The organism is Rhizobium grahamii CCGE 502 (assembly GCF_000298315.2).
Taxonomy (GTDB): Bacteria; Pseudomonadota; Alphaproteobacteria; order Rhizobiales; family Rhizobiaceae; genus Rhizobium; species Rhizobium grahamii.
Genome location: NZ_AEYE02000022.1, coordinates 1 through 22,410, shown reverse-complemented (window position 1 = coordinate 22,410; position 22,410 = coordinate 1). Strand labels below are relative to the sequence as shown.

20 protein-coding genes are annotated in these 22,410 nt (G+C 58.1%); 4 read left to right on the top strand and 16 right to left on the bottom strand.

Annotated features, from left to right (window positions below; translation table 11 throughout):
- Positions 1-15: 15 nt before the first annotated feature.
- The 6 genes from RGCCGE502_RS35455 to RGCCGE502_RS18305 all read right to left on the bottom strand — a co-directional run bounded on the left by RGCCGE502_RS35455 (position 16) and on the right by RGCCGE502_RS18305 (position 9,053).
- The gene (locus tag RGCCGE502_RS35455; protein WP_016555679.1) at positions 16-2,964 is read right to left on the bottom strand and encodes a peptidoglycan-binding protein; all 2,949 of its coding nucleotides are present in this window, start codon (positions 2,962-2,964) and stop codon (positions 16-18) included.
- A gap of 27 nt (positions 2,965-2,991) precedes the next feature.
- Positions 2,992-4,131, bottom strand: coding sequence for a hypothetical protein (locus tag RGCCGE502_RS18325; RefSeq protein ID WP_016555678.1), 1,140 nt, complete (start codon positions 4,129-4,131; stop codon positions 2,992-2,994).
- Positions 4,132-4,147: 16 nt separating this feature from the next.
- On the bottom strand, positions 4,148-4,516 hold the full coding sequence (locus RGCCGE502_RS18320) for a hypothetical protein (protein ID WP_016555677.1): 369 nt from the start codon (positions 4,514-4,516) through the stop codon (positions 4,148-4,150).
- On the bottom strand, positions 4,509-5,798 hold the full coding sequence (locus tag RGCCGE502_RS18315) for a hypothetical protein (protein ID WP_016555676.1): 1,290 nt from the start codon (positions 5,796-5,798) through the stop codon (positions 4,509-4,511). Before RGCCGE502_RS18315 ends, RGCCGE502_RS18320 begins: the two co-directional genes overlap by 8 nt.
- The gene (locus tag RGCCGE502_RS18310) at positions 5,779-8,139 is read right to left on the bottom strand and encodes a hypothetical protein (RefSeq protein WP_016555675.1); all 2,361 of its coding nucleotides are present in this window, start codon (positions 8,137-8,139) and stop codon (positions 5,779-5,781) included. Before RGCCGE502_RS18310 ends, RGCCGE502_RS18315 begins: the two co-directional genes overlap by 20 nt.
- A gap of 215 nt (positions 8,140-8,354) precedes the next feature.
- The gene (locus RGCCGE502_RS18305; RefSeq protein WP_016555674.1) at positions 8,355-9,053 is read right to left on the bottom strand and encodes an AfsR/SARP family transcriptional regulator; all 699 of its coding nucleotides are present in this window, start codon (positions 9,051-9,053) and stop codon (positions 8,355-8,357) included.
- Between the two features lie 465 nt (positions 9,054-9,518).
- On the opposite strand from RGCCGE502_RS18305, the gene RGCCGE502_RS18300 reads away from it, so the two are divergent.
- Positions 9,519-9,824: a BA14K family protein gene (locus tag RGCCGE502_RS18300; protein WP_016555673.1), complete on the top strand. Its 306-nt coding sequence runs from the start codon at positions 9,519-9,521 to the stop codon at positions 9,822-9,824.
- A gap of 94 nt (positions 9,825-9,918) precedes the next feature.
- Here RGCCGE502_RS18300 and RGCCGE502_RS18295 read toward each other — a convergent pair whose 3' ends face one another.
- The 6 genes from RGCCGE502_RS18295 to RGCCGE502_RS18270 all read right to left on the bottom strand — a co-directional run bounded on the left by RGCCGE502_RS18295 (position 9,919) and on the right by RGCCGE502_RS18270 (position 15,845).
- Positions 9,919-10,590, bottom strand: a complete 672-nt coding sequence (locus RGCCGE502_RS18295; protein WP_016555672.1) for a YoaK family protein — start codon at positions 10,588-10,590, stop codon at positions 9,919-9,921.
- An 81-nt stretch (positions 10,591-10,671) separates the two neighbouring features.
- Complete coding sequence (locus RGCCGE502_RS18290) at positions 10,672-11,508, bottom strand: alpha/beta fold hydrolase (RefSeq protein WP_016555671.1); 837 nt, start codon at positions 11,506-11,508, stop codon at positions 10,672-10,674.
- A 279-nt stretch (positions 11,509-11,787) separates the two neighbouring features.
- A complete protein-coding gene (locus RGCCGE502_RS18285) occupies positions 11,788-13,665 on the bottom strand; it encodes an amidohydrolase (RefSeq protein ID WP_016555670.1) in 1,878 nt (625 codons plus the stop codon).
- A gap of 88 nt (positions 13,666-13,753) precedes the next feature.
- Positions 13,754-14,026 (bottom strand): XapX domain-containing protein, encoded by a 273-nt coding sequence (locus RGCCGE502_RS18280; protein WP_019280122.1) that lies wholly within the window; start codon positions 14,024-14,026, stop codon positions 13,754-13,756.
- A gap of 63 nt (positions 14,027-14,089) precedes the next feature.
- Positions 14,090-14,776, bottom strand: a complete 687-nt coding sequence (locus RGCCGE502_RS18275; RefSeq protein WP_016555668.1) for a hydrolase — start codon at positions 14,774-14,776, stop codon at positions 14,090-14,092.
- Positions 14,777-14,912: 136 nt separating this feature from the next.
- Positions 14,913-15,845, bottom strand: a complete 933-nt coding sequence (locus tag RGCCGE502_RS18270; RefSeq protein ID WP_016555667.1) for a VOC family protein — start codon at positions 15,843-15,845, stop codon at positions 14,913-14,915.
- Positions 15,846-15,958: 113 nt separating this feature from the next.
- On the opposite strand from RGCCGE502_RS18270, the gene RGCCGE502_RS18265 reads away from it, so the two are divergent.
- A complete protein-coding gene (locus RGCCGE502_RS18265) occupies positions 15,959-16,858 on the top strand; it encodes a LysR family transcriptional regulator (RefSeq protein WP_016555666.1) in 900 nt (299 codons plus the stop codon).
- Between the two features lie 82 nt (positions 16,859-16,940).
- Here the strand turns inward: RGCCGE502_RS18265 and RGCCGE502_RS18260 are convergent, their stop codons facing one another.
- On the bottom strand, positions 16,941-17,465 hold the full coding sequence (locus RGCCGE502_RS18260; RefSeq protein ID WP_081647272.1) for a response regulator: 525 nt from the start codon (positions 17,463-17,465) through the stop codon (positions 16,941-16,943).
- A 231-nt stretch (positions 17,466-17,696) separates the two neighbouring features.
- Here RGCCGE502_RS18260 and RGCCGE502_RS18255 point away from each other — a divergent pair, with 231 nt between their 5' ends.
- Together RGCCGE502_RS18255 and RGCCGE502_RS34590 are read left to right on the top strand one after the other, a co-directional pair.
- Positions 17,697-19,232 (top strand): cyclic nucleotide-binding domain-containing protein, encoded by a 1,536-nt coding sequence (locus tag RGCCGE502_RS18255; RefSeq protein WP_016555664.1) that lies wholly within the window; start codon positions 17,697-17,699, stop codon positions 19,230-19,232.
- Positions 19,233-19,468: 236 nt separating this feature from the next.
- The gene (locus RGCCGE502_RS34590; RefSeq protein ID WP_019280121.1) at positions 19,469-19,798 is read left to right on the top strand and encodes a helix-turn-helix domain-containing protein; all 330 of its coding nucleotides are present in this window, start codon (positions 19,469-19,471) and stop codon (positions 19,796-19,798) included.
- A gap of 106 nt (positions 19,799-19,904) precedes the next feature.
- Here RGCCGE502_RS34590 and RGCCGE502_RS18245 read toward each other — a convergent pair whose 3' ends face one another.
- From RGCCGE502_RS18245 to RGCCGE502_RS18235, 3 genes are all read right to left on the bottom strand, one after another.
- Entirely contained in the window at positions 19,905-20,351 is a 447-nt protein-coding gene (locus tag RGCCGE502_RS18245) for an NUDIX hydrolase (protein WP_016555662.1), read from the bottom strand.
- Between the two features lie 23 nt (positions 20,352-20,374).
- The gene (locus RGCCGE502_RS18240; protein ID WP_016555661.1) at positions 20,375-20,785 is read right to left on the bottom strand and encodes a response regulator; all 411 of its coding nucleotides are present in this window, start codon (positions 20,783-20,785) and stop codon (positions 20,375-20,377) included.
- Between the two features lie 285 nt (positions 20,786-21,070).
- Positions 21,071-22,051, bottom strand: a complete 981-nt coding sequence (locus RGCCGE502_RS18235) for a L,D-transpeptidase family protein (RefSeq protein ID WP_016555660.1) — start codon at positions 22,049-22,051, stop codon at positions 21,071-21,073.
- Between the last annotated feature and the right edge of the window lie 359 nt (positions 22,052-22,410).

Genomic DNA, 22,410 nt, shown 5'->3' with positions numbered 1-22,410 from the left:
CCAGCTGATAAAAAATCACGTTCGTCTCCATTGCCTTGCCAACGCCGCTGCGATTGCAGCTTTGGTCTTCGGTCCAACGACACCATCTGCCGAAAGAGCGGTGCGTAACTGAAACTGGCGGACGGCCTTTTCCAGCTGCGCGCTATAGTTCCCGTCTATCACAACGGGATAACTGAGCGATACAAGTGCACGCTGAAGCGCTATCACCCCGTTCCCCCGTGCGCCCTGGTGCAAGGTTGGCCCCAGGAGGAAGTTGGCCGATCCCTTCAGCCGGCCCGCAAGGCTGACGTCGGAGCCTGCCTCGTGCTCCAGGAACTGGTTGAGGGAATCGAGCACTTCGTCGCCCATTCCCGAGGTCTCTTCGCCCATGAAAGACATGCGTTTGTGTCGCTCTTGCTCCATAGTTTCATCCATCTGGCCCGCAAAGGCCTCCTGGTACGCAGCATCCTCGTGCGCCTCCCCGGCATCGGCCTCATAGTCGAGCCAATCCATTTCATCGCTACCCTGCATCTCGTAATCTGACTCCCGGTCGTCTTCTTCCGGTTCGACGAAATCATAAGGCCCACCAGAATTTTCGTTCTCTGTGTCCAGTCCAGCTTCGGTCCATTCGGTTGCCGTCCATGGCTCGTTTTCCCATGTGCCATATCTTCCGATTTCTTCTGCTCTCGGAGAGCCCTTAACAACCGGCAGCCCGGCGAGAAGGGACCCCAGCAATTTTGCCGGCAGGGCGCAGTGACTTATGGACGAAGGAACCGGCATGAGCTGTGCCCTTCCCCCGGTTTTCTTCCCCTGGAATTTGTCTGTCGGTGAGCCAGTGCGATAAACGATTTTGACCTCAGGTCCACCGGGAACGGATGCCAAGGCGTAAAGTTCGCGCAACGGAACTGTGCCATAGCTGGCATCGAGCATCCAAAGACCTCTCAATTGTGCTAGAGCCCCCTGCCTTCTCGCCGGATCTCGGGAGCGAGCAAGCGGATAGATCACTCCAAATCCACGCGAGTGACCGGCGATGACGAGATCGGAAAGACGTGCCGGTCGACCGAGGCGCCGGGTTATCTCTGTCATTCCTTCGTCGATCAGAGCATTGATTTGCCCCGGAGTGTCCAGCCCCCTCGCTTGCCAGTTTCGATCCTTCCCCTCCTGAAGGAGCGGGACGATAACCGCCATCGGAAGTCCGGACCCGGTCACGATCTTGCCGAGCGCAAACTGCTCGCCGCTGATGAAGCCGTCGGGGACCGAGGAAAGTTTCGGGCACGGCCCGAGTAGGCCATGAACGTAGAGCAATACTTTCAGTTGACCGCTACCGAGCGCGGCGGGCGGAAGAAACAGGGAAACCGGGGCGCGGATTATAGCCGATTGATAGGTCCAAAGTTTAGCGCCCCCAGCCTCGGATGAGTTGACAGCGACGCGGTTGGCCTGCGCTGGCAAAGCGCCGCCCTGATACTCCCAGTGCCATTCCTCCGTTTCAAGCTGCTTGAAGTTGAACCGCTGCGCGTTTTCCTTGAGCCATCGATAAAACCAGCTCGCCCGCCACCTTGCTCTCGCCGCGGAGGCCGTGCTGTTGGAAATCGCATGTCCCGGCGTCCTGTGCTGAAAGAAATCGACAGCGATGCCGCTTTGGTGGTTGCTGTAGCCCGGTGCTCCGATATTTCCAGCCAGGCCAAAACCACCGGCCTTGCGCGGACGCAGCATATAGGCGACCGCCGCGGCGGAATGTTCTCCACCTGGCAACGTTCGGCGAAAGTCTTGGGACTGGCGATAGTATTTTGGGAAGAGCTCCATCCAGCGTCGACGTTGGTGCGCAAACGACCGGTAACCGCTGCTGATCCCGATGTGGCGGGTGCGCAAGGCGTCGGCGTCGCCGCGAGCTTGAGCCTCGCGAAGGGCGGCGTTGGCTGCCGTCAGGATGCGGCCGGCCGCCTCCGCGGTCGATGCCAACGTCTCGACATCGGTGCCGGGAATTTTGGCGAGGCGGCCCGGATCAAGGTCGCTAAACGGCTTGCGCTTTTTCGAGGCGATATGAGCAGCAAGCACCCGGTCACGGAAGTCTTCCTGCTGGGGCGAAAATGTGTCGCCTTCCTCGTCGAACCATTCCTCGTCAAGAAGGCCACTCTCCTCCAGCGTCTCGTCAGATCCCTCGCTGTGGACCGACTCGTCAAAATCCTGGGTTTCGAGGGCCTCTGCGGTCATGTCCAGATCTTCTGCCTCGGAAAGGGTTGCCCTCGCATCGACCGCGAAGAAGGCATAGCTGTCGGCGTTGTCCATCGCCTGTGACGGGCTCAGTGTCTTGTAGGCGGGGAGATGGTGGTATGCCTTGTCGTTTATGCCGACGTAACGATGTGAGACCTCGTGAATGAGGATCCGTTCCTGCCGCGGGGCGGCCGAGGAGGCGAAGTTGCAATGGCCTGGCCGTGTATCGAAGCAGAGCCTGACATCCCCGCTGCCTCCAAACCACATGGATGTGTTCGCATAGCCGCACTCCATTCCGGATGGAGTTGCGGGGCAGCTTCGCTCAGCTTTGAAGGCGATGCCATGCTCGATAGCCTTCGCTATTCGCATTAGCCGGGTAAGGATAAATCTGAGATCGTCGTGTTTCACCGTGTGAAAATGCTCGAGGAGCAGCCGCTTCGTATCGGCCGACATTCTGTCCGGCCGTCCATACGCACTTCCTATGAAGGATGCCGCATGTCGTACGGCATGCAGCGACCTGTCTGCCGCATCGATCAGGATGTTCTTTTCTGACGCGGTGCAGCCCTTGAACGAATGCGCCGAGCCGGCTTCCGTTTCAAGGTTCTCGGCCATCGTTTCCCAATCGTGGTCTTTCGCGAAAGGATCATCGAGCAACTCGAACGCGGATGATTGAACCGCGTTCTCAAAATACTCCCGGTCCGGCGGCGGCTGAAAAGCCAACTCCAGCCCGAGTGGATCGAAACCACTAGTACGCACCTGCTCTATCTTTTCCATAACCGCGCCTTCCGCTCTGGCGGAGTATTACTGGACGGCAACCAGCCTTGCCCTGCGCGCCGTTTCCACCGGCTTGCCTCGCGCTTTAATATCCTTGCCAGTTGCGGCTGCCCATTCGGTGATGACCCGGCGCGCTTCGGCGCCATAGACCTTCACACCGGGAACCGGGGGGGTCTCGCGGTAAAGGATGTAGGAGTATTCCGGTCCGCTTACGACGCCCGACTCGATAACCCTGAGAATCTTCGACAGCTCGGCAGCCATTTCAAAAAGAGACGTCGAGCGGCTATGCGCAGCGAGGCCCACCTTCGCGCCAAGGTTGGACAGGCGACCGGCCGCGCTTGTCGCCTGGGCTCCCGCGTCCATCACGAGCGAACTGTTGCTGCTCAATGTAAGGTCAATCCAGCCAAGGACCGTGGCGGCTGCGAGTTCTTCTCTCAGAAGGACGGTCCCCGCGGTGTTGAGCGGTCCCTGCCGGCGTGCTCGAAGCATGAACATCAACGCCTCCGTCAGTCTGAAGATCCTGTCGTCATCCGAGCTGTTGACCCCTGAGAAGTTCTTGAGATTTGTAATCGCTTGCCAGAGTTCGAACAGAAGCTCTTCAAACACGCCGACGAAGCCGGTGTTGGCAGCCGTGCCCTTGTCGTAAACAGGTGGGCGATTGTCGTCAGTGCCGAAGGCGAGGTCGAGCCCAAAGAGCTGCCAATAGGAGCGACGACGCACCATCTCTCCGTCCGCACCCGTCGGACTGGTGCTTAGCCAGCCGGAAAATGGATTGGCTGCGCCGAAGAGCAGCGCTTCTGTGGCATCCAGCCAGCGCAAGGTCGCCGGAGACGGAATTCCAAGTGCGACCCCTGATCTGTATTCACGCACGATGCGCTTGAAGATTTGCACGCCTCGTGTGTTTTCCAGAACATAACTTGACCCGAGATGATCCCATGCCCGTTCGTTCGCGCCCGGCGCAAAGGGTGCAAACTGGCCCGACATCATCAACGTTCGACGCGCCGGAGCAATGGGCAGGGGGCCGATCGCCGCCGGATCGTAGGATGCCCAGACCTGCTCCAGATGGAGCACGATGTCGAGCGGATCGGCGGTGAGAACGGCTTCCCGAGCCTGGTCGATCGGCAGCGGCGCGCCGACACGGATGCGTTCAACGAGCTGCGGAATCATGGGACGCTCCCTTTTGCTAGTAAGTTGGCCGGCCTTGAGTTGCGACCATGAAGAGGTCGGTATCAGGTGGTCGACGAAGTTCCCGTTCTATCCTGTTGAGGATTTCGATCTGTTCCGGCCCGAGTTCTGCTGTGCGACCCGTCAACCCGCTGAGCTTGTCCACCACTTCGGCGATTCCGTTTTCGATCACGCATTGCAGCGCATTCGCTCCGGCAACCTGTTCCACGAGGCTCCGAAGCTGATTGATTTCGCGCTGAAGCAGGCTATCGCGCCGTTCCATGTGCTGAACAATGAGCGCGTCCATGATGGCGGCCTCACTTGGAACCGTGCTTTCCGGCTGCTTGTCGGCGCCGGTAGCCTTGTCGTCTCCCTGTTTACTAGGCATTGCTGAGCTCCCTGAGAGTGCGCTGATGCTGCGGCTCCATTGTGAGCCAGGTTCGTGCGCGATTGATCCAATCGGTCGCGGTCGCCGGTCGTTCAGCCTCGCGCAATCCCGCAAGCGCGACGATCCTTATGCCTTCCGTCATTCGCCAGTGCGCCGACGTCCAAAGAGCTGGTCCGGCAGTTCGTTCGAGGTCCTTCAATGCGGCAGGCGACACGCGCGCTGGAGCAAGGACCGACGTCATCGGCCTGCCGTCCAATGCCGGCACGGGAGCCGTCAGGCAAGCTGCGGCAATCCTTTCGATCGCCTCCATCGACCTGGCCAGCAGCGGCTGCAAGGTTGGCTCGGCGCGCTCCAGTGGATGATGGGCCCTCATTGCACCCATCAGCGAGACCCACGGTCCCTTGGTCCCAAAACAGAAGGCAGAAAATGCGCAGCCCAGCGCCGTTCTGAGCCATCCGACAGGATGCGGATCGCCGACTGGCCAGCGCAGAATCGTATTGATGTCGCCCACGACGTCATAGAGCGCCGCGACAGAGGCGTAACCGGTGTGCAGGAATGCGTAGACATCGGCAGCAATTTCCGGTGCCCAGGCTGTCCACATGGTCTGTAATTCGCGGTCTCCGGCTAATGCACTTTCCAGGCATTTGCGCACTGATGGAACCCAGTTCGTCAAGTGTGCCACCTGATGACCAGTTTCATGGAACAGCGACGTTGGTCGATAGAGATTGTGCCTGACGATCTTGATAGCGGCCACAGGCATTACAGCGCCTGGGACCCACAGGCGCACGCCGGCTCTCAGAATGGATGCGCCAGTGCCCTTGTCCTGATAGACCAGAACCCGCGGGATCGGTTTGCCGGCGCGCGCCAGCACCGACGTCATGCTGTCCACCGCAAGCCGGTCGAGGTTCGAGAGCGCGATGCGCAGGAGCGGGCTGGTCCGAGAATTGACGGCATCGCCTATGTAGTCGAGGGTCGTGTCAACCTGGATATAACGGCGGCGAAACGTCTGCACCGCAGACTGTGCCTTTGCGACCTGTCCAGGATCGCTGCGGGACACCGCGATCAATCGCCCGGCAGCTTCCCCAAGCGAGATAAGTTCCTCTACGATCGTGTTCAGTTGCTGACGCAAGGGGGCACCAATCTGGCGTTCCACCGAACGCCATGCCTCGCTCGAGGCGAATTCCTCGGCATCACGAAATGTCCTCGCGGCGGCGAGCCAATGGGCGAGTTGGCGCTCAAGATCGTCGACGAGTGCCGGATTTTCAATTGCTGAGACTGTCATTTCGCCGCCTTCCCGGAGTGACCGAAATGGAAATCGATGGCGTTGCCCGCGCACCCCGCAACAGCACTGCCAGACCGCCGGATTTGATGGCCTGCGGGATCTGTGCAAACAGCGGGGCCTCAATTCTGATCCTGATGGTTACGCCCGGATCGGGGTGCCCCGCCGCACGGGCGAATGTCTCGCCATTCGCCTTGGTCCAATTCGAAATCGCAGGAAGCACCCACGAAGCCAAACGCCTCCGAAAGAGGTGTTTGAGATCGGGCGGAATGAGCCGTGCCATCTTGCCAGCGAATTCCTCATGAACCTCGACGCGTTCCTGCTCGGCCAAGCGGGACGGAAGCGAAAGTCCGATGGTTCCGCAGGCGTCCACAATCGCACGAAGAAGCGCCGCTGTCTTATTTCCCTTTCGGATCGCGCTAACGGTCTGCTGGGCTTCGGATTCGGAAAAATAGATTCCAACGAGGGCAGTGCCTTTGCGGCCGTTGAATGCGAGCCAGGCGCGGCTCGGCGCTAATCGTTGCAATGTCCCGGGATTGCCGGCAACAGGAAGAGCCGACATACCGTCGGCCGGCTGTAGGACGTAGAAGCGTTGCCCGGCGCCAATCCGGTTTGGTGTCCGAAGAAACGCCTTTGAAACGGATGTTCCGAGTTTCGGCTCACGCAGAAGCAGTCCTGCCGCCTGCGGTGTCAACGGATGGAAGCTTGCTGGCGAAAGAGCTCCCCGTATGCTCCCAAGTGTCCGGTCGAGGCGGCCGATGGAGGCGAGCGTGGTACCGGGAGCAGCCTGGTAAATATGCATGCGCGCACGCATTGGCAGGGTGGCTCCGGCAGCGCGAAGCGTCGAACCAAGGGTGGCTCCCCCGAATGTTGGCACCTCATCGGCGAGCTGCGACGTGACGTCGACTTCCGGCACCCTGCTGAACTTGCGATACGCCCGCAAATTTCGAGGGCGGCGAGCGAGGAACGTCCCATCGAGGGTTGGTGCTCGTTGAAGATCCGCGCGGACAAATCGTGGGGGAAAGTGCGTGGCAATTGCCTGGCTGAACGATTCTGCCGCGGCCAGCTGCATCAGGTCCTCGTTGTCGAACACGAATTCCTCATGCTCGGCCAGACGGCGGATGGTGTCTTCCACGACCGTCGCGAGAGCGACGGGCGCTGCTTCCCTGTCTGCAGCCTCTTGCGCGGAACGATCCTCAGCCTCAAGGGTCATGAGTTTTAGCCCCGCATCGGCAATGGCGCTCGACAGCGCGCCAGAGGCCCGCGGCTCGACCCAGCGGCCAATCAACTTCGACAGATAACCCGCCAGAAAGCCGACGACCTTCGGTCTTCCGACCAGCCGGATGCCGAGGCGAAGGGCGCCGAGAAGCGCAGGAACGAACTGCTCGATTGCCGGAGCAAGGTTGTCCTTTTCACCTGCTTCGCGGAGGTTGTCTATAAGCATCCCCCTGGCTTCAGCCAACGCGGCGAGGCTGTTTCCATGATCTGCTTCGTCGATCTCGCCATATTCGTTATCTTCGGCGGCCGGCGCGAACACCGCCTCCGCCAGGGCTGCATCGAAACCTTCGGCGAGCGCCTCGACGTCAATCAGGTTGGCTGGCGACGTTGTGGCTTCCGGCTCTTCCAGTTCGGCTTCAAGTTTCATACGTGAAGCCAGCTGGCGAGCGGCTGATTGAAGCTGGGCTGGCAGACGACCGATTGCGAATGAGAGCACACGGCGAAGCAACGGCTGGACCAGTCCTCGGAGCTTTGCAAGCACCGGGGCAAGCAGGGGGCTAGCGAGGGATCCGATCTTTTTTGCCGTGTTGACGACGGTCTTGACGACTTTTTTTGCCTTTCGCACGAGCGCGCCTATGAACTCCTCACCGGCCGGCGTGGTCTCGCTTAAAGCCGGATCGAACCGATCCAGCACTTCAGAAAGCCGGTCTTCCCCTAATGAGCCGAGGTCCTGATTTGCGAGCGCTTCGGCAAGCGTATCCAGGTAATGTTCGGCTTCGTAGCGAACCTCGGCCAGCCGGGCCTCGCCGTAGCGTTCCCGCTCGGATTGAAACTGTCCCGTCTCACCGGCAAAACGCTCGCAAATGTCGCGTTCTGTCTCGTCTGCGAGATAGGCCAACGCCTCGTTGAACGTTTCGTCGTGAAGCTCGCCCAATATGTCTTCGAAGTCACCGTGCTCTTCGAACTGGGCCTGCAGGTCGGCGAAGGCTTCGGCGAAGGGAGAAACGGTCTCGCTCAGTTGCTCGACCGCTGAAGGGGTCGGCGTGCTCTGTTCCAGCACGGTTTCGGCAAAGGGACTTTCGAGGTGTTCGGCGGTCCATTCCTGCGGGAATTGCGCGTCTTGCATCGGGCGACTCCATTATTGTCGCTTCACGGGTTCGCGTGTCTGGACAATAGACCACATTGACCGTCCATCGGCGTCTACCCGGATCGTGCCGCAGCGTTCCTGAGGCGTTGCTCAATGGGACCCGTGGTGTCCGAGCGCCTTAACCCAATTGTTCACACTACAGGGCTCGACCGTCTCTGCGGCGTCGCCGCAGCGTCCATTCCTGTCCGGTCGAGCTACAATTGCAAGGATAAGGCGCTTAAGCGCTCTGTGAGAGACGGGTCAGGATCGACACCGAGCTCAACGGAGAGACGTTTGGCGAGCTCGCGGAAGCACTGGACGGCCTGATAGCGATTGTGCTGCGCCAAATGCGCTTCAATCAATGCCTCGGCTGCCGATTCACGCAGCGGTTCGGCAGCAAACGCCGCCGCGCCAGCCTGCGTAGCAAGAGCGAATGCTCCTTTCGAGATCATTGTTCTGCAGGCTGCTTCGAGCGCTTGAACACGAAGCAGCCGGAAGCCCTCATGGGCAAGAAGGATCCAGTCATCCAGCCAGCCAGGCAGAATGTCGCCGGACAGAAGCTGGATCTGCTCGAGGGTCAGAGCCTCGCCGTTCAACGCAAGATTGGATGCGCGATTTGCTTCAGCAAGGTCGCATTCAACGTGCAGCGTCAAGTCGTCTCCCACACAGTTCACCCAGCCGGGCGGTAATCGCCAGAGAGCCCTGCGCAGGTTCGCGCGCGCCGCGCTCTCGATTACATCCGGCCAAAGCTCGGCCGCGGCAACGGGGCGTGAAACTGGATGGCCCTTGATGACCAGATAAGCAACGACCCGGCGTGCCGCGAGCGACAATTGCAGCGGCGGGTCGATGACGAGACCGCCGACAACGCAGATCTTGCGGAGCTCCGGGGTCGATCCTCCCACCTTTCGCCCCATGCCATTCTCCCAGCGATCGCCGCTCGATCGCCAACACCAGGGCTGAGGGTCGAGCTGATTTGGTAGCGCTGCCCAGGGACAGAGGGCTGCACCAGGGCCAAGGTATGAAATCAACGAAAGCTGCGCCCGGGATGCACAACCTTACAGCGAGCTTCCAGGGCAAGGCATCATGCCCTCAAGATAAAGTCCCTTGTTTTTGAGAGGTTGACAATAAATCCACACGTGCGCGCAGCGTCCTTGGCGCAATCTCTGGTAAGCGGTAGAGCGTCTTGTGCCGACGGCTTGAAGAAACCGACTTGCGTGAAGGTTGAGCCTTTAGCCGACATTTGGCCTCCAGATCACTCGATCGCACGAACCTGATCGTCAGAGGCCATAATGGATGATGTCCCTGCGTCCAAACTGGTGTCCGGAACAGAATCGATGAAGAACTCGTTGCCCTTCTGAACGATCAAACGGAATATCCCGATGTTAAAGGCAATCAAACTGGCGTCTGTGCTCGGCGTTACTTGCGTGCTTCATGTATCGTCTTTGTCACCAGCGCAGGCTCTCAGCCTCATTGCACCTGCTGCACAGGTCAAACCCGATGATCAGGGCGCTATGACGGCTTTTGCCTCGGGAGCTCAGGGTGAACGTGGTGAGATCTTTCTGCTGTCGAAGAAGGAGATCGCCCACGTCAGGTGGTGCGCCAAACGCTATCTTTCTTACCATGCAACCGATAATACCTACGAGATGCCGGAGGGAGCCCGAGCGGAATGTCGCTCGCCGGACTGAGCTCCTGATGCTGTGAGGCATAAAGTCGATCAGACTGCTGATGGCTTGATCGACCGCCGGACACCTCCCTCCCCTCCTGCCCGCTCGACCTTTGCTACGCGTCAGAGACGGGAGAAAGCAGCCCGAGTGCAGCGACGATCGCGGGCAGGACGAAGGCGGCAGCCGGCGCAGCAACGAAAGCGAGTGCTCCAAGTCCACAACCAGCTGCAAACACAATGACAGCGACCACCATTCGCTTGATACGAGAGGACGCTGCTGCGGTCTGCTCGCCTTTCACCCCTGCCACTATGTCGGCCAGATCGAGCATGATCTGGGTCGTTGTTCCGGTCATCAGCGTCGAAGGGGGCGCCTTTGGCAGATGTGCTCGGTGCACGGCGTTCTGGATCGCCATCGCGGCGACGAGTGTCATGCCAAGCCAGAGCATCACATCGCTCTCGGTTACCACGAGCGGACCGTGCCAGAGTACAAATGCGGCAACGGCCGACAGCAAAAGCAGCTTGAGGGACAGAAGCGGCTTCAACACCGGCAAATTCCGACGTTCGAGGCAAAGTCCGGCCAAACGGGTCAAGAAAACAACGACACAAAAGACCGGCAATGCGAGGAGCTTAGGAAGTGCACCGGCAGTGCCGAGGGCAACGGTCGCGCCAAAGGTTACGAAGTTGCCGGTCACATGTGCGGTAAAGAGGCCCGAAAGAGCGAGGAAGCCGAGCGTGTCGACGTAGCCGCCATTGAAACTCAAGAGAAGCGGGAGGGTCGGGAGTTTCATTTGGTCTATCCGATCAAATTGAAGTCTTTATGGGAGACCGGTCTGCCGACGGAGGATCGTCGGCAGACCACGGATCTTGGGTTAAACTTTCACGAAGGCAAGAAGGTCGGCGTTCAGCACATCGGCATTCACGGTCAGCATGCCATGCGAAAAGCCCGGATAAGTCTTGAGCGTACCGTTTTTCAGAAGCTTCGCAGATTTCAGGGCGGAGTCTGCAATGGGTACGATTTGATCGTCCTGGCCATGGAGGACCAATGTCGGGACAGAAATCGCCTCGAGGTCAGCCGTCTGGTCCGTTTCTGAGAAGGCCCTGATCCCGTCATAGTGCGCCTTGGCACTACCCATCATTCCCTGACGCCACCAGTTCTGGATAATACCTTCCTGCACGTTAGCGCCATCGCGATTGAAACCATAAAACGGTCCGGCCGCAACATCGCGGAAGAACTGGGCGCGGTTTGTGGCAAGGGCGGTGCGGAAGCCGTCGAAAATCTCGATCGACAGGCCCTCCGGATTGGCTTCGGTCTTCAGCATAAGCGGCGGTACGGCCGAAACCAGAACCGCCTTGGCAACGCGGCCAGTGGGTTCTCCGTATTTGGCGACGTAGCGCGCGACCTCCCCGCCACCTGTCGAATGGCCGATATGAACGACATTCCTCAGATTGAGCGCTTCAACGACAGCGAACGCGTCCGAGGCATAGTGATCCATGTCATGGCCATCCGCGACCTGGGCGGATCGGCCGTGACCGCGGCGGTCATGAGCGACGACACGATAGCCGTTTGACAGAAAGAACAGCATCTGAGCGTCCCAGTCATCTGACGACAGCGGCCAGCCATGGTGAAACATGATCGGCCGAGCGTCTTTCCGACCCCAGTCCTTGTAGAAAATCTCGGTTCCGTCTTTCGTGGTGATAAAGCTCATTGTCTTGTTTCCTTCAATGGAATGGCGTTTGGTAAAGGGGTTTGAAAAGCTGAAAGCGGTGAATTGGCGGACGGTCACTTGTGGTTAATGGAGATGAATGGTGTCTGTTGAATGCAATTTGACCGGAAAAAAACCGGCTTACAATTGTAAGAATAATCCATATTCAATTGTGATTTTCGCAATTGTTCCCGAGGTCGCGTTGTCTATTCCCACGGGGTCCAAGCGGCGGCCGGCCAAGAGCGCCATTGGCTAGGACGGAACTTGCGGTCTGAATGCGGCCTAGACGGCCCAGCAAGAGCAGCCCAGCGCACCAAAGAAGCCCCTTAGATCGGAAATCGGAAGTTTTGCGGTCCAGGCTCCTGCATGATCGTGGCCATGGACGCCGCAATCGCTCGAGCAGCCACAGGAAGCAAGGGCAGTCCTTCGGAGCGAGTTCCTTCCTGCACCGTCCGGCTCTCCCCAGGCGGCGTAGCCTCCGAATTGTCGAACAGGCGACCAATCGGGCATGGCTGGCGGAATGTCGCTTTGATCCAGTGTCCTAAAATCTCCGGCCGCGTAGACTATCTTGCCGCCCACCATCGTCAGTTCTGACGTAAGAAATGAGAGTTCGTCCTCGGCGCAGGAGAAATAATCCTTGTCCGGAACAACGAGATCGGCGAATTGGCCCGACTTGATCCGGCCTTTCTTACCTTCTTCATTTGAGAACCAGGTCACCTTCTCGGTCCACATGCGAAGTGCTGTTTCGCGATCAAGGCAGTTGCCACGTGGGTAGAGCTGCATGCCGCCGATGGTCTTGCCAGTGACCATCCAGGCAAGTGAAACCCAGGGATTGTATGAGGCAACGCGGGTCGCGTCCGTTCCGGCAGAAACATTGACGCCTTTCTCCAGCATGCGCGCGATCGGCGGCGTTGCTTCGGCGACCCCATGTCCATAGCGCTCCACGAAATATTCTCCCTGATATGCCATGCGATGCTGGGTCGCTATGCCGCCACCGAGCGCTGCGATGCGATCGATCGAGCGCTCAGAGATCGTCTCAGCGTGGTCGAAGAACCAGTTCAGGCCGTCCAGCGGAATGTCCCGGTTAACTGTCTCGAAGACGTCGAGCGCGCGTGAAATCGTCTCGTCATAGGTGGCGTGCATGCGCCAGGGCCATCGGTTCTCCGCAAGAACCCGTACGACCTCCTCGAGTTCACCCTCCATTTCCGGCGGCATGTCAGGTCGCGGCTGGCGAAAATCCTCGAAATCAGCGGCGGAGAAGACGAGCATCTCGCCGGCGCCGTTGTGGCGGAAATAGTCGTCGCCTTGCTTGTACTTCACGGAAGACGTCCAGTTCAGGAAGTCTTCCTTCTCGGCCTTCGGCTTCTGGGTGAAAAGATTATAGGCAAGTCGAACAGTCATTTGACCGGAATCGGCAAGCTTCTGGATTACCTCGTAATCGTCGGGGTAGTTTTGAAAGCCGCCGCCTGCATCGATGACGCCAGTAATGCCAAGGCGATTGAGTTCCCTCATGAAATGCCTTGTCGAATTGACCTGATAATCGAGCGGGAGCTTCGGTCCCTTAGCAAGCGTCGAGTAGAGTATTCCGGCATTTGGCTTGGCAAGAAGAAGACCAGTCGGATTGCCATTGGCATCACGCGTTATTTCTCCTCCCGGGGGATTGGGTGTGGCCGAGGTGTAGCCGACCGCTCTCAACGCCGCGCCGTTCAGCAAGGCCCGGTCATAGAGATGCAGCAGGAAGACCGGCGTGTCGGGGGCAATCGTGTTGATTTCCTCGATTGTCGGGAGACGCCTTTCGACGAACTGGTGTTCGGTGAATCCCCCGACCACGCGCACCCACTGCGGCGCCGGGGTTGCCGCTACCTGCCGTTTCAGCATGTCCATGGCGTCGGCAAGTGAGCGCAGGCCGTCCCAGCGCAGCTCCATATTGAAATTAAGCCCGCCGCGGACGACATGGGTGTGATTGTCGATAAGACCAGGCAGGACGCGCTTGCCCTTCAGGTCGACGATCCTGGTTTGCGTTCCGGCATGATCCATGATCTCCCTGTCGCTGCCGACAGCCAGAAATTTTCCGTCCTTGATGGCAACGGCGCTGACAATTGGATTTGTGCGATCGAGTGTAGTGAACATGCCATGGTGAAGAATGAGGTCGGCGAACATGAGGGCGGCTCCAGGCTTCAGTTGGATCGAAATATGATTTCGTCTAGTCGGCTAAAGACATCAGACGGGGCTTCCATCGGATTGGCTATCAGAGTTGGCTTGGGCCTGGCGACCTGCGGTGTTCCTTCGCTCCCTCTGGCAAGTGGCCAAACATGTGCGGCCTGATCTGGTTCATCCAGGAGATTGCCGTTGGCTCCTTGCTCCACAGGCTTTTGGCAAAGGGAACAACCTGTTCGCCAACGAGGATGCCAAGAAGGCCAACGAGCGCGATCACTGGCGGAGCCGGCGAACGGACGTTCAGAAGGCTGTAGACGACACCAACCAGCAGACCAGCAGCCAACGACATCAGATAAAGTCTCACGACGCTTCTCCTCAATTTTTTAAGTGGCCGCTCCGGCGGTGCGCCAAAGCGGCTGGTTGAGTGCTATTTTGCGGGGTTGGGGCCAATCCGCCTGCCGTGAGTAACGCGCTCGGCCGCTTTATGAACCATCGTGTAGGCGTAATCGATGCCCATGCCGTAAGCTCCCGAATGCTCCTTAACGAGCGCTGTGACAGCATTGTAGGTTTCCCTTCGGGCCCAATCACGTTGCCACTCCAGCAGGACCTGCTGCCACGTGACCGGAATGACGCCTGATTGCACCATACGATCCATTGCATATTTGTGGGCATCGACCGAGGTGCCGCCCGACGCATCGGCGACCATGTAGATTTCGTAGTCGGTATCATTGAGGGCGGAGAGCGCAAACGTGGTGTTGCAAACCTCTGTCCAGAGGCCGGATACGACGATCTTCTTGCGACCGTTTTGAGCATTCTTCGCCAGCTCATCTCGAACGTTCTGGTCGTCCCAGGAATTCATCGACGTGCGCTCGAGAATGTCGTTGTCCGGGAATACGGCGAGGAGTTCGGGATAGGTATGGCCGGAGAAGGATTCTGTTTCTACGCTGGTGATTGTCGTCGGAATGTCGAAGATCCTGGCAGCCTTGGCGAGGCCGACGACGTTGCTCTTCAGCGTCTGGCGATCAATCGACTGCACGCCGAAGGCCATCTGCGGCTGCTGGTCGATGAAGATGAGCTGGCTGTTTGCGGGGGTAAGGACTTCAAGCTTGGACATTTGAGCACTCCCTTTGGTCTTTGACGACGATTTGAGACAATAAAAAATCGGGTAGCCTTCGCCGGCCGGCTACCTGCCGGAGGTGGCCGTGGGCGAGAATCTATTGGTTTGGTTCATTAGGATCCCACTTGCAGCTCTATGCAGCAAGCGGAACCAGATCAGCCTCGATCTTGCTGCGGAACGGTTCATAGCGAGCTGGAAGTTTGAGTGCCTGACCAAGATTGGCCGTGTCCTCGTCGCGATTGAACCCAGGCTCGTTCGTTGCGATCTCGAACAGAACGCCACCAGGCGTCCGGAAATAGATCGCCCAGAAATAGTCCCTGTCGATGACAGGAGTAACCTGGTAGCCAGTATCCAACAGCGCCTTGCGAACCTCGAGCTGCCTTTCACGATTTTCGACGGCGAATGCGATATGGTGGACCGAGCCTGCCCCCTGGCGCGCAAAGGGAGTTTTCGGAAGAGCTGCCAGATCGATCGTGTCCGCGCCGTTGCCGCCAGGAATGATGAAGCGCGTAATGTTGCCTTCAGCTTCGGCGCGCTCGTAACCCATGAACCGGAGAAGCTCCTCGGTTGCAGCGGTCTCATGTAGATCGAAGCGGGCGCCGGCGAAGCCGCGGATGGCAGTGTCTGCGGAAATGCCAGCTGCGAGCCACGGAGCACGAGTATCATCAATCGTTTCTACAAGTGCGAATTCGTCACCGTCCGGGGCAACAAAACGTAGCCGATTGGCACCAAACACCGCGTCGGAGCGAAGTTTGGACACGCCCTTGTCAAGGAGACGCTCTTTCCAGAAGGCAAGTGAACCTACAGGAATGGAAAATTGGGTTTCGCCGACCTCTCCAACGCCGCGGCGGCCCGTTATCATATGAGGAAACGGAAAGTAGGTCATAACCGTGCCAGGTGTGCCGCTCTCATCGCCATAATAGAGGTGATAGACGCTAGGCTCATCGAAATTGACGGTCTTCTTCACGCGGCGTAGGCCGAGAGTATCCGTGAAAAATGCGTTGTTGCGCTGCGCATCCGATGCCATGGAGGTGACGTGGTGCAGTCCCTTGATATCCTTGATCACGGCTTAATCCTTTCGATGATGTCCGCTTCCATAAGGAGAAGGTAACCAGGTTGATTGCGTCGCGGAATTGCAATATTTCTCTCGAATGAGTTGCGCTTTTTGAAATAATAGGCATGAACGATTACAAAGCCCTGAAAACATTCTTGATGGCCGCGGAGAAGCGTAATTTTGCGCAGGTCGCACGCGAACTGGATATAACGCCAGCGGGTGTCAGTCGAGCGATCGCCGCGCTCGAAGAAGATCTTGGCGTTCAGCTCTTCGTGCGCACGACGAGACAGGTCTCCTTGACGACCGATGGTGCCGTCTTCGCCGCCCAAATCCAGCCAGCTGTCGAAGCGCTTGAGAATGCGCGCCGCGATGTCAAAAACGCTCATAAGGCCGACCAGGGGCGCTTGAGGATCAGTGCGCCGACCTGGCTCGGCAAGACGGTGCTGCCGCCGATCCTGTCAGGCTTCCGGGAGCTCTACCCGAAGATGAGCTTCGAGGTTTCTTTGTCGGATGGCTTGGTCAACATCGTAGACGACGACTATGATCTTGCGATCCGCATTTCGGCGGCGCCCTCCGACAAGTTCACGATCTGGCGCAAAATCCGGATCGTGCGAAGAATTCTGGTGGCAGCGCCCGGAAGCCGATTTGCCGACATGGAGCACCCAAGTGAGCTCAGCCCGGACGATTGCCTTGCCTATAGCGGCGAAAGCCGGCGGGAGACCTGGGTCCTTTCCGATGGCGGCTCCACCGTCTCCATTTCGGCAGGCAGAGCATTCAGCGCCAACAACGGCGAAGTCTTGGCCGATATGGCAGCCGACGGCGCGGGTATCGCAATGCTGCCGGGGTTCCATATCGCCGAGCATATCCGTAGCGGCCGACTCATCCATGTCCTGCGCGACTGGTCGCCTCCCGACCTGTGGCTCACGCTTTATTATCCGCCCTATCAAGCCCTACCGCCACGCATCGCGACATTTTCGAAGTTCTTCGAAGAGCAACTGCCCGCCCACATGGTGATACTGGACTAGCCAATCGCAAGCTTGTGAAGAAAAACGTTGATGGCACTATCCGGCGCGATCCGTTGGCTCGAGCAGAGCCACATCATTGCCGTCACCGGGCAAGCGCATTCTGCGGTCCTTGGGCAGTCGCAACCTCTGCATCGAACTCAACGAGGCCGCGCGGTGGCGGCATGTCGTATCGCCCTGCACGACGATCGGCGACATATTGGATTGCGTCGATGAGGTCGGCGTCCGGTATTGGTTTCTGGATCACCCCGATGGCGCCAGGAATTCCGCCACCAAGTGCACCCGGGTCGCTGGTCATGAACAGCACGGCAACGTCTGCCTCGGCGAGGGTCTGGCCGACGATCGGGCCGGTCGGGCCGTCATCCAGGTTCACGTCAACCAGGGCGATGTCTGCTTCATCAGCCAAGGTAAAGGCCTGATGCATGTTGCTGGCGATGCCGATCGAGTGATGTCCCAGGCCCTCGATTGTGTCCTGTAAGTTAAGCGCGATGAGCGGCTGATCTTCGACAATTAATACATTGAAGGACATAGGTCCCTCCTTTTGTTTCTCCTGCAGGGGGATAATCCCTCTGGCTGAGGTGTGTTCCGCACGAAAAGAGTCCGGACACATGACGTCGCGTACAAAACACCGCCCTGCGGGCGGATCGTCCGACTGCGGCGTGAGATATCGTGTGTCAGATTTTGCCTGGCGCGATCTCCGACTGTGCTCGACCGCCCCTCGCGCAGCTCACCGGCGGTAGGTCAAGATCACTTGCAATCCCTCATTGCTCCGCGATATTGGCATGGTGGCTGATCGTTTTGGGCAACAGTCCAGGCTCGTGCGCAGAGTAGGAATGTGGTCATGTCGACCGAAATTCTCAAAAATCCTATTTTCCAGTTTGTTGTCCTCGTTGTCCTGAGCGCCGCCGCGCGAATGGTTTTCGGAAAAAATCCGAGCCTGCGACTTGTTGCGAACCTGCTTTTCTTCGCGCTGCTGACCGTCGTGCTGCTTGCGCATGACATCCAGCCTTACGCACCGGATATCATCCGAGACGAATTGTACCGGCGCATCTTCGTCGGTATCGCCAAGGCTGTCTGGTGGATCGGCGGAGCGATGGTGCTTGTCAGCTTCGTGAGATTGTTCCTGATCCTGGAACGAAAGCCGCGGGAAGGTCGCCTCCTTCAAGACCTGGTCGTCGCGATCATCTACCTTGGCGCCAGCCTTTCGGTGATCGCCTACGTGTTCAGCGTTCCCGTTGGAACACTGATTGCAACGTCTGGTGTCTTTGCCATCGTGCTCGGCCTTGCTCTCCAGAGCACATTAAACGACGTATTTTCCGGCATTGCGTTGAATCTCGGCAGACCTTACACGGTGGGCGACTGGATCGTTCTCGAAGATGACGTCCAGGGCCGGGTGATTGAGACGAACTGGCGCTCCACACATCTGCTCAATGCCTCGAACGATGTCACCATTGTTCCCAACAGCACAATGGCAAAGAGGCGCCTGACAAATCTGACCAGCCCTGACGCAGCGCATGGGGTGACGATCAGCATTCGTCTGCTACCGACACTTCCACCGGCCTCGATCGAAGAAACGATGCGCGAAGTGCTTTTAAGCAGCAATGTGGTCCTTAAGGAGCCGACACCTTCGGTCAACATCGTTGCCTTGGACAGCAATGCCGTGGAGGCGGAACTGTCGTTCCGTGTCGCTGGGCTCAGTAAGATCTCCGAGGCAAAAAACGAGGTTTATGATCTCGTCTTCAGACATACCAAGGCCGCCGGACTTCAATTGTCGCCTCCCCCTGGATCTTCGCCCGTCGATCTTGCCGTTGGCCAATCCGAGGACGCTGCGAAGCATCCAGGATCTGCCTGGCGCCTGATAAATGCCCTGCCGCTCTTTGCCACGCTGACTGAAAACGAAAAAGAGCTCCTGGTCTCCGGCATGAAACCTCTGACGTTTCGCAAGGGAACACTGATCGCCGCCCAGGAGACGTCCCTTACATCGCTCATGGTCGTGCGGAGCGGCGTTGCTGTCGTCGAGCGTCATACCGGTGAAGGAGCGATCGAGCTGACACGGCTTGCTCCCGGTGATCTATTTGGAGAGCGTGGCGTTCTTATGGGAGCGCTCGAGCCGGGCAACATCCGGGCGTTGACCTACGTGGTTGCCTATGAAATCGCAAAGGATCAACTTGCAAGTGTGATGCAGGAGCGCGTTTCCTTGGCTGATGAACTCGGCCTGCTGCTGTCGCGGCGCATCGAAACCGAGAAACATCTCTTTCACGAAGGCATGTCTCCCGATTCGCTGCACCCGTCCACGTTGACGGCAAGGATCCGCCACCTTTTCGAAATTCCTCATGTGCTGCGTCACAAACAAGTGGCGACCGCTCCGGACGGCTAAGAATTCCACAATCGGCGACGGCCGCGGCGTGCTTTTGCGTTCATCCGAGCGCCCGACGTTCTCGCTTCCCTTCGTCCGCAGCGGGTGCAGGTCTGATCTTGTTTTTCTGGCGGCCGGGCTGGTTATTGAACAGTTGGCAACTGTACGAAAGGACACATACCGCTACGCCGAAAAGCGGCCTTGCCTTCCTGGCGGGGTTGGGCCCAGTCTCAAAGTCAAGGACCACGGGGTGGCTGATGAATCACGCAGCAAGGCGCGCAGGGCAAATAGACAAGGAGATTGGGGAACGTCTCAGATTCTTGAGGGAAATGAAGGCACTTAGCCAAACTGAGCTTGGGTCGGCAGTAGGCGTCACCTTTCAGCAAATACAGAAGTATGAACGCGGCATCAGCAGATTGTCGGTTTCAAGCCTGATCGTTATCTGCAGGACCCTCGACATTCATCCGCTTGAATTCGTAGGCGGTTATTTCGATGATGTCGACGGTCTCAGCACCATGGATGTGCTCATGAGGCGTCTGAAGGACGCAGAGGACAGGCTGGGGCAAATCAAGACGATAGTTAGTTAGATGACGGTCTGCCTTGGCCAAACTGAAACCTCCGCACGACAATGCCCACCTCCGCAAGCTGCCGAACGTTAGGGCAGTCTGGGCGCGTTCATGTGCTTTTTATGAATCACGAAAACCTCTTTGCGACCTTCGATAGCAGGATCTTGAGTTCCGTCTCGTCCACCCGTGAGGCTGCGTCCAACGGACGGAACCACTTGAGCTTCCGCTGGCCGCGCTCCGGAAAGCGTGACCTGGTCCGCCGAACATCCAGGAGGTGGACGTCGACCGTTGCACGGACGTTCACTCCAGTTACTAGGGTTTTAACGTATGTAAATTTCCCGAAGACCTTCCTTCGAGCCCGCCCCTTAACGCCAGCCTCCTCCCAAGCCTCCTGCTCGGCCGCTTTATGTGACTTCAGACCCCGTATCGGCCATCCCTTTGGAATGGTCCATCTCCCAGTTTCGCGTGTGGTGATCAAAAGAACCTCTACCCCGGAATCACCCCTCCTGTAGCAAATAGCGCCCATCTGTTTCGCTGCCTCCCCATAGAGAAGGGTCTCGGTAAAATCAGCCATTCTCGTCACGATATTGCCGCTCATCAGAACGAAGTGGAGCGTGAACGAACGAGAGCAAGCGTCCGGGCTTTAAGTTTCTCATTGGCTCGAAGCCGCGTGGAAATTCCGTTCCTAAGCGCCGCAAGGTCATAGGGCTTCGGCATGAAGACAACAGTTTCACCAAATTCTGAAACGTCCACGTCGCGCCCGGACGTCATCCACACTGGGACGGATGGCCTGACGATGGCCAGCATTCGGGCCAAATCCACACCGCTCAAGCCACCAGGCATGTCAACATCGGTGACGACAGCGTCAATACAGTCATTCATGCCCAGGGCCGCGACCGCTTCTAGCACGTTACAGCATTCAATAACGACATGGCCTTCATCGGCCAGTTCGTCGGCGAGTGCAAAGCGTATCAGGGGTTCGTCTTCCACAACCAGGATTCTTGCCATTCTCGGTGTCTCCATTGTCAGACGATGGCAAAACGCAACGTGGATCAAATTGGCACAGGCAGTCCGACCAGTATTTCGATTTATGCTTAACAAAATACAAATGAGCGAAATGGCCTTCGGCTTGTATTTGCGCCTTGCCGGCAATCGGACTTTCGAACGCAGCAACCGCCGTGGGGAACCCGGATACCGGCACACAGAATAATCGCGGCAAGGGAAGCACCCAAGCCCTCCCGACGTTTACCAGCTGATTAGCGAGAATAGACCAAATACCCAAAACCAGGTTCATCAGTCGGAGAACTTGACCACAACACCAGGCTTGACCATTCCGGCCAGTTCCTCCGCATCCCAATTGGTCAGCCGAACGCAGCCGTGCGAGCCTACCTTGTCGATAAGTGAAGGTTCCGGCGTACCGTGGATTCCATATGTCGGCTCGGTCAGGTCAATCCATACCGTCCCTACAGGTCCATTGGGCCCGCTCGGCAGTTTCAAGATCTTCTTGTTCTTGCCCTGCTGGAAATTGATCTTAGGATTATAGATATAGGGCGGCATCCGCGCGACGCCCTTGACCTTGTGCGTTCCAGAAGGTGACGGCGTCTCTTCGCTTCCAATGGTAGCCGGATATGCAGTAATTAGGGTCCCATCTGCCGCAAAGGCGAGTACCTGTCCAGACTTTCTATGGACCTCTATATGTTTGACCGCGCCTGTCCTTGGATCACCCGGCATCGCAACGAGAACTGTTGCCCCGACGGAAAATCCTACGCCAGAATTCAGTGCCTTAAGCAGGTCTATGTCCATGTGGAAACGTTCGGACAGTTTTTCGGCGATACTGGTGTAGCCGAGGTGCTTCATTTTGGCCTGGTTGGCGTAGTCCTTCGGAATTTTGTCAACCAGGTCGGCGGCATCCTTCTCAGTAATTCGATAAGCCTGGATGGCGGGCGCAGTATCTGAAAGGCGTTGGACAACGTCCGGATTGAGCTTTCCGTCCGGCGACAGATTCTGCAACCGCTCGAACCCAGCGACCGCCTTGGTAACGTTTTCCCCATAATGGCCGTCGATTACCCCCGGCGACGAGCCCGCGCGGTCAAGAAGAACTTGCAGGCGGACAATGGCGGGGTCAGGTTGAGGCGCGGCTTCCTGGGCGGGGCGCTCAGGCGATATCGCCTGCAGCGACGCGGAGTTTATAGCCTCTTGCGTAAGGTCCACGGCACCCGCGGTCCTTAATAATACGAGAGCAATGGATGTGGCGAGAACGATTGTCTTCATCATTACCTCAAAATCGACATCGCGCTAACTTGTTCCAACTCCTGCCGCGATTGATCCCGTTCGCTGGCTACTCAACACGACGAGGGCCTTTTGGCTCGATTGGCTTGACGAAGCTCACGCTATGTCAGCCTTGCCGCGACGTTGCCTTGTTGGACAGCGGACGAGTTCGCGACGCCAAATAGCTTTCCCATGACCTGCTTCAGCGTTTCTGTAGCCGCATCGCACTTGCGTTGGGCAGTCGCCTGGCACCTGCGGTTGCGCCTCGAATGGCCAGACCCTCACCGGTAGAATAGCTCCCTCCCCTTCCCGGAGGAGATAGCAAAATGACGGGCGTATTCAGCCTGGCGGTTAGCGGGGCAAAA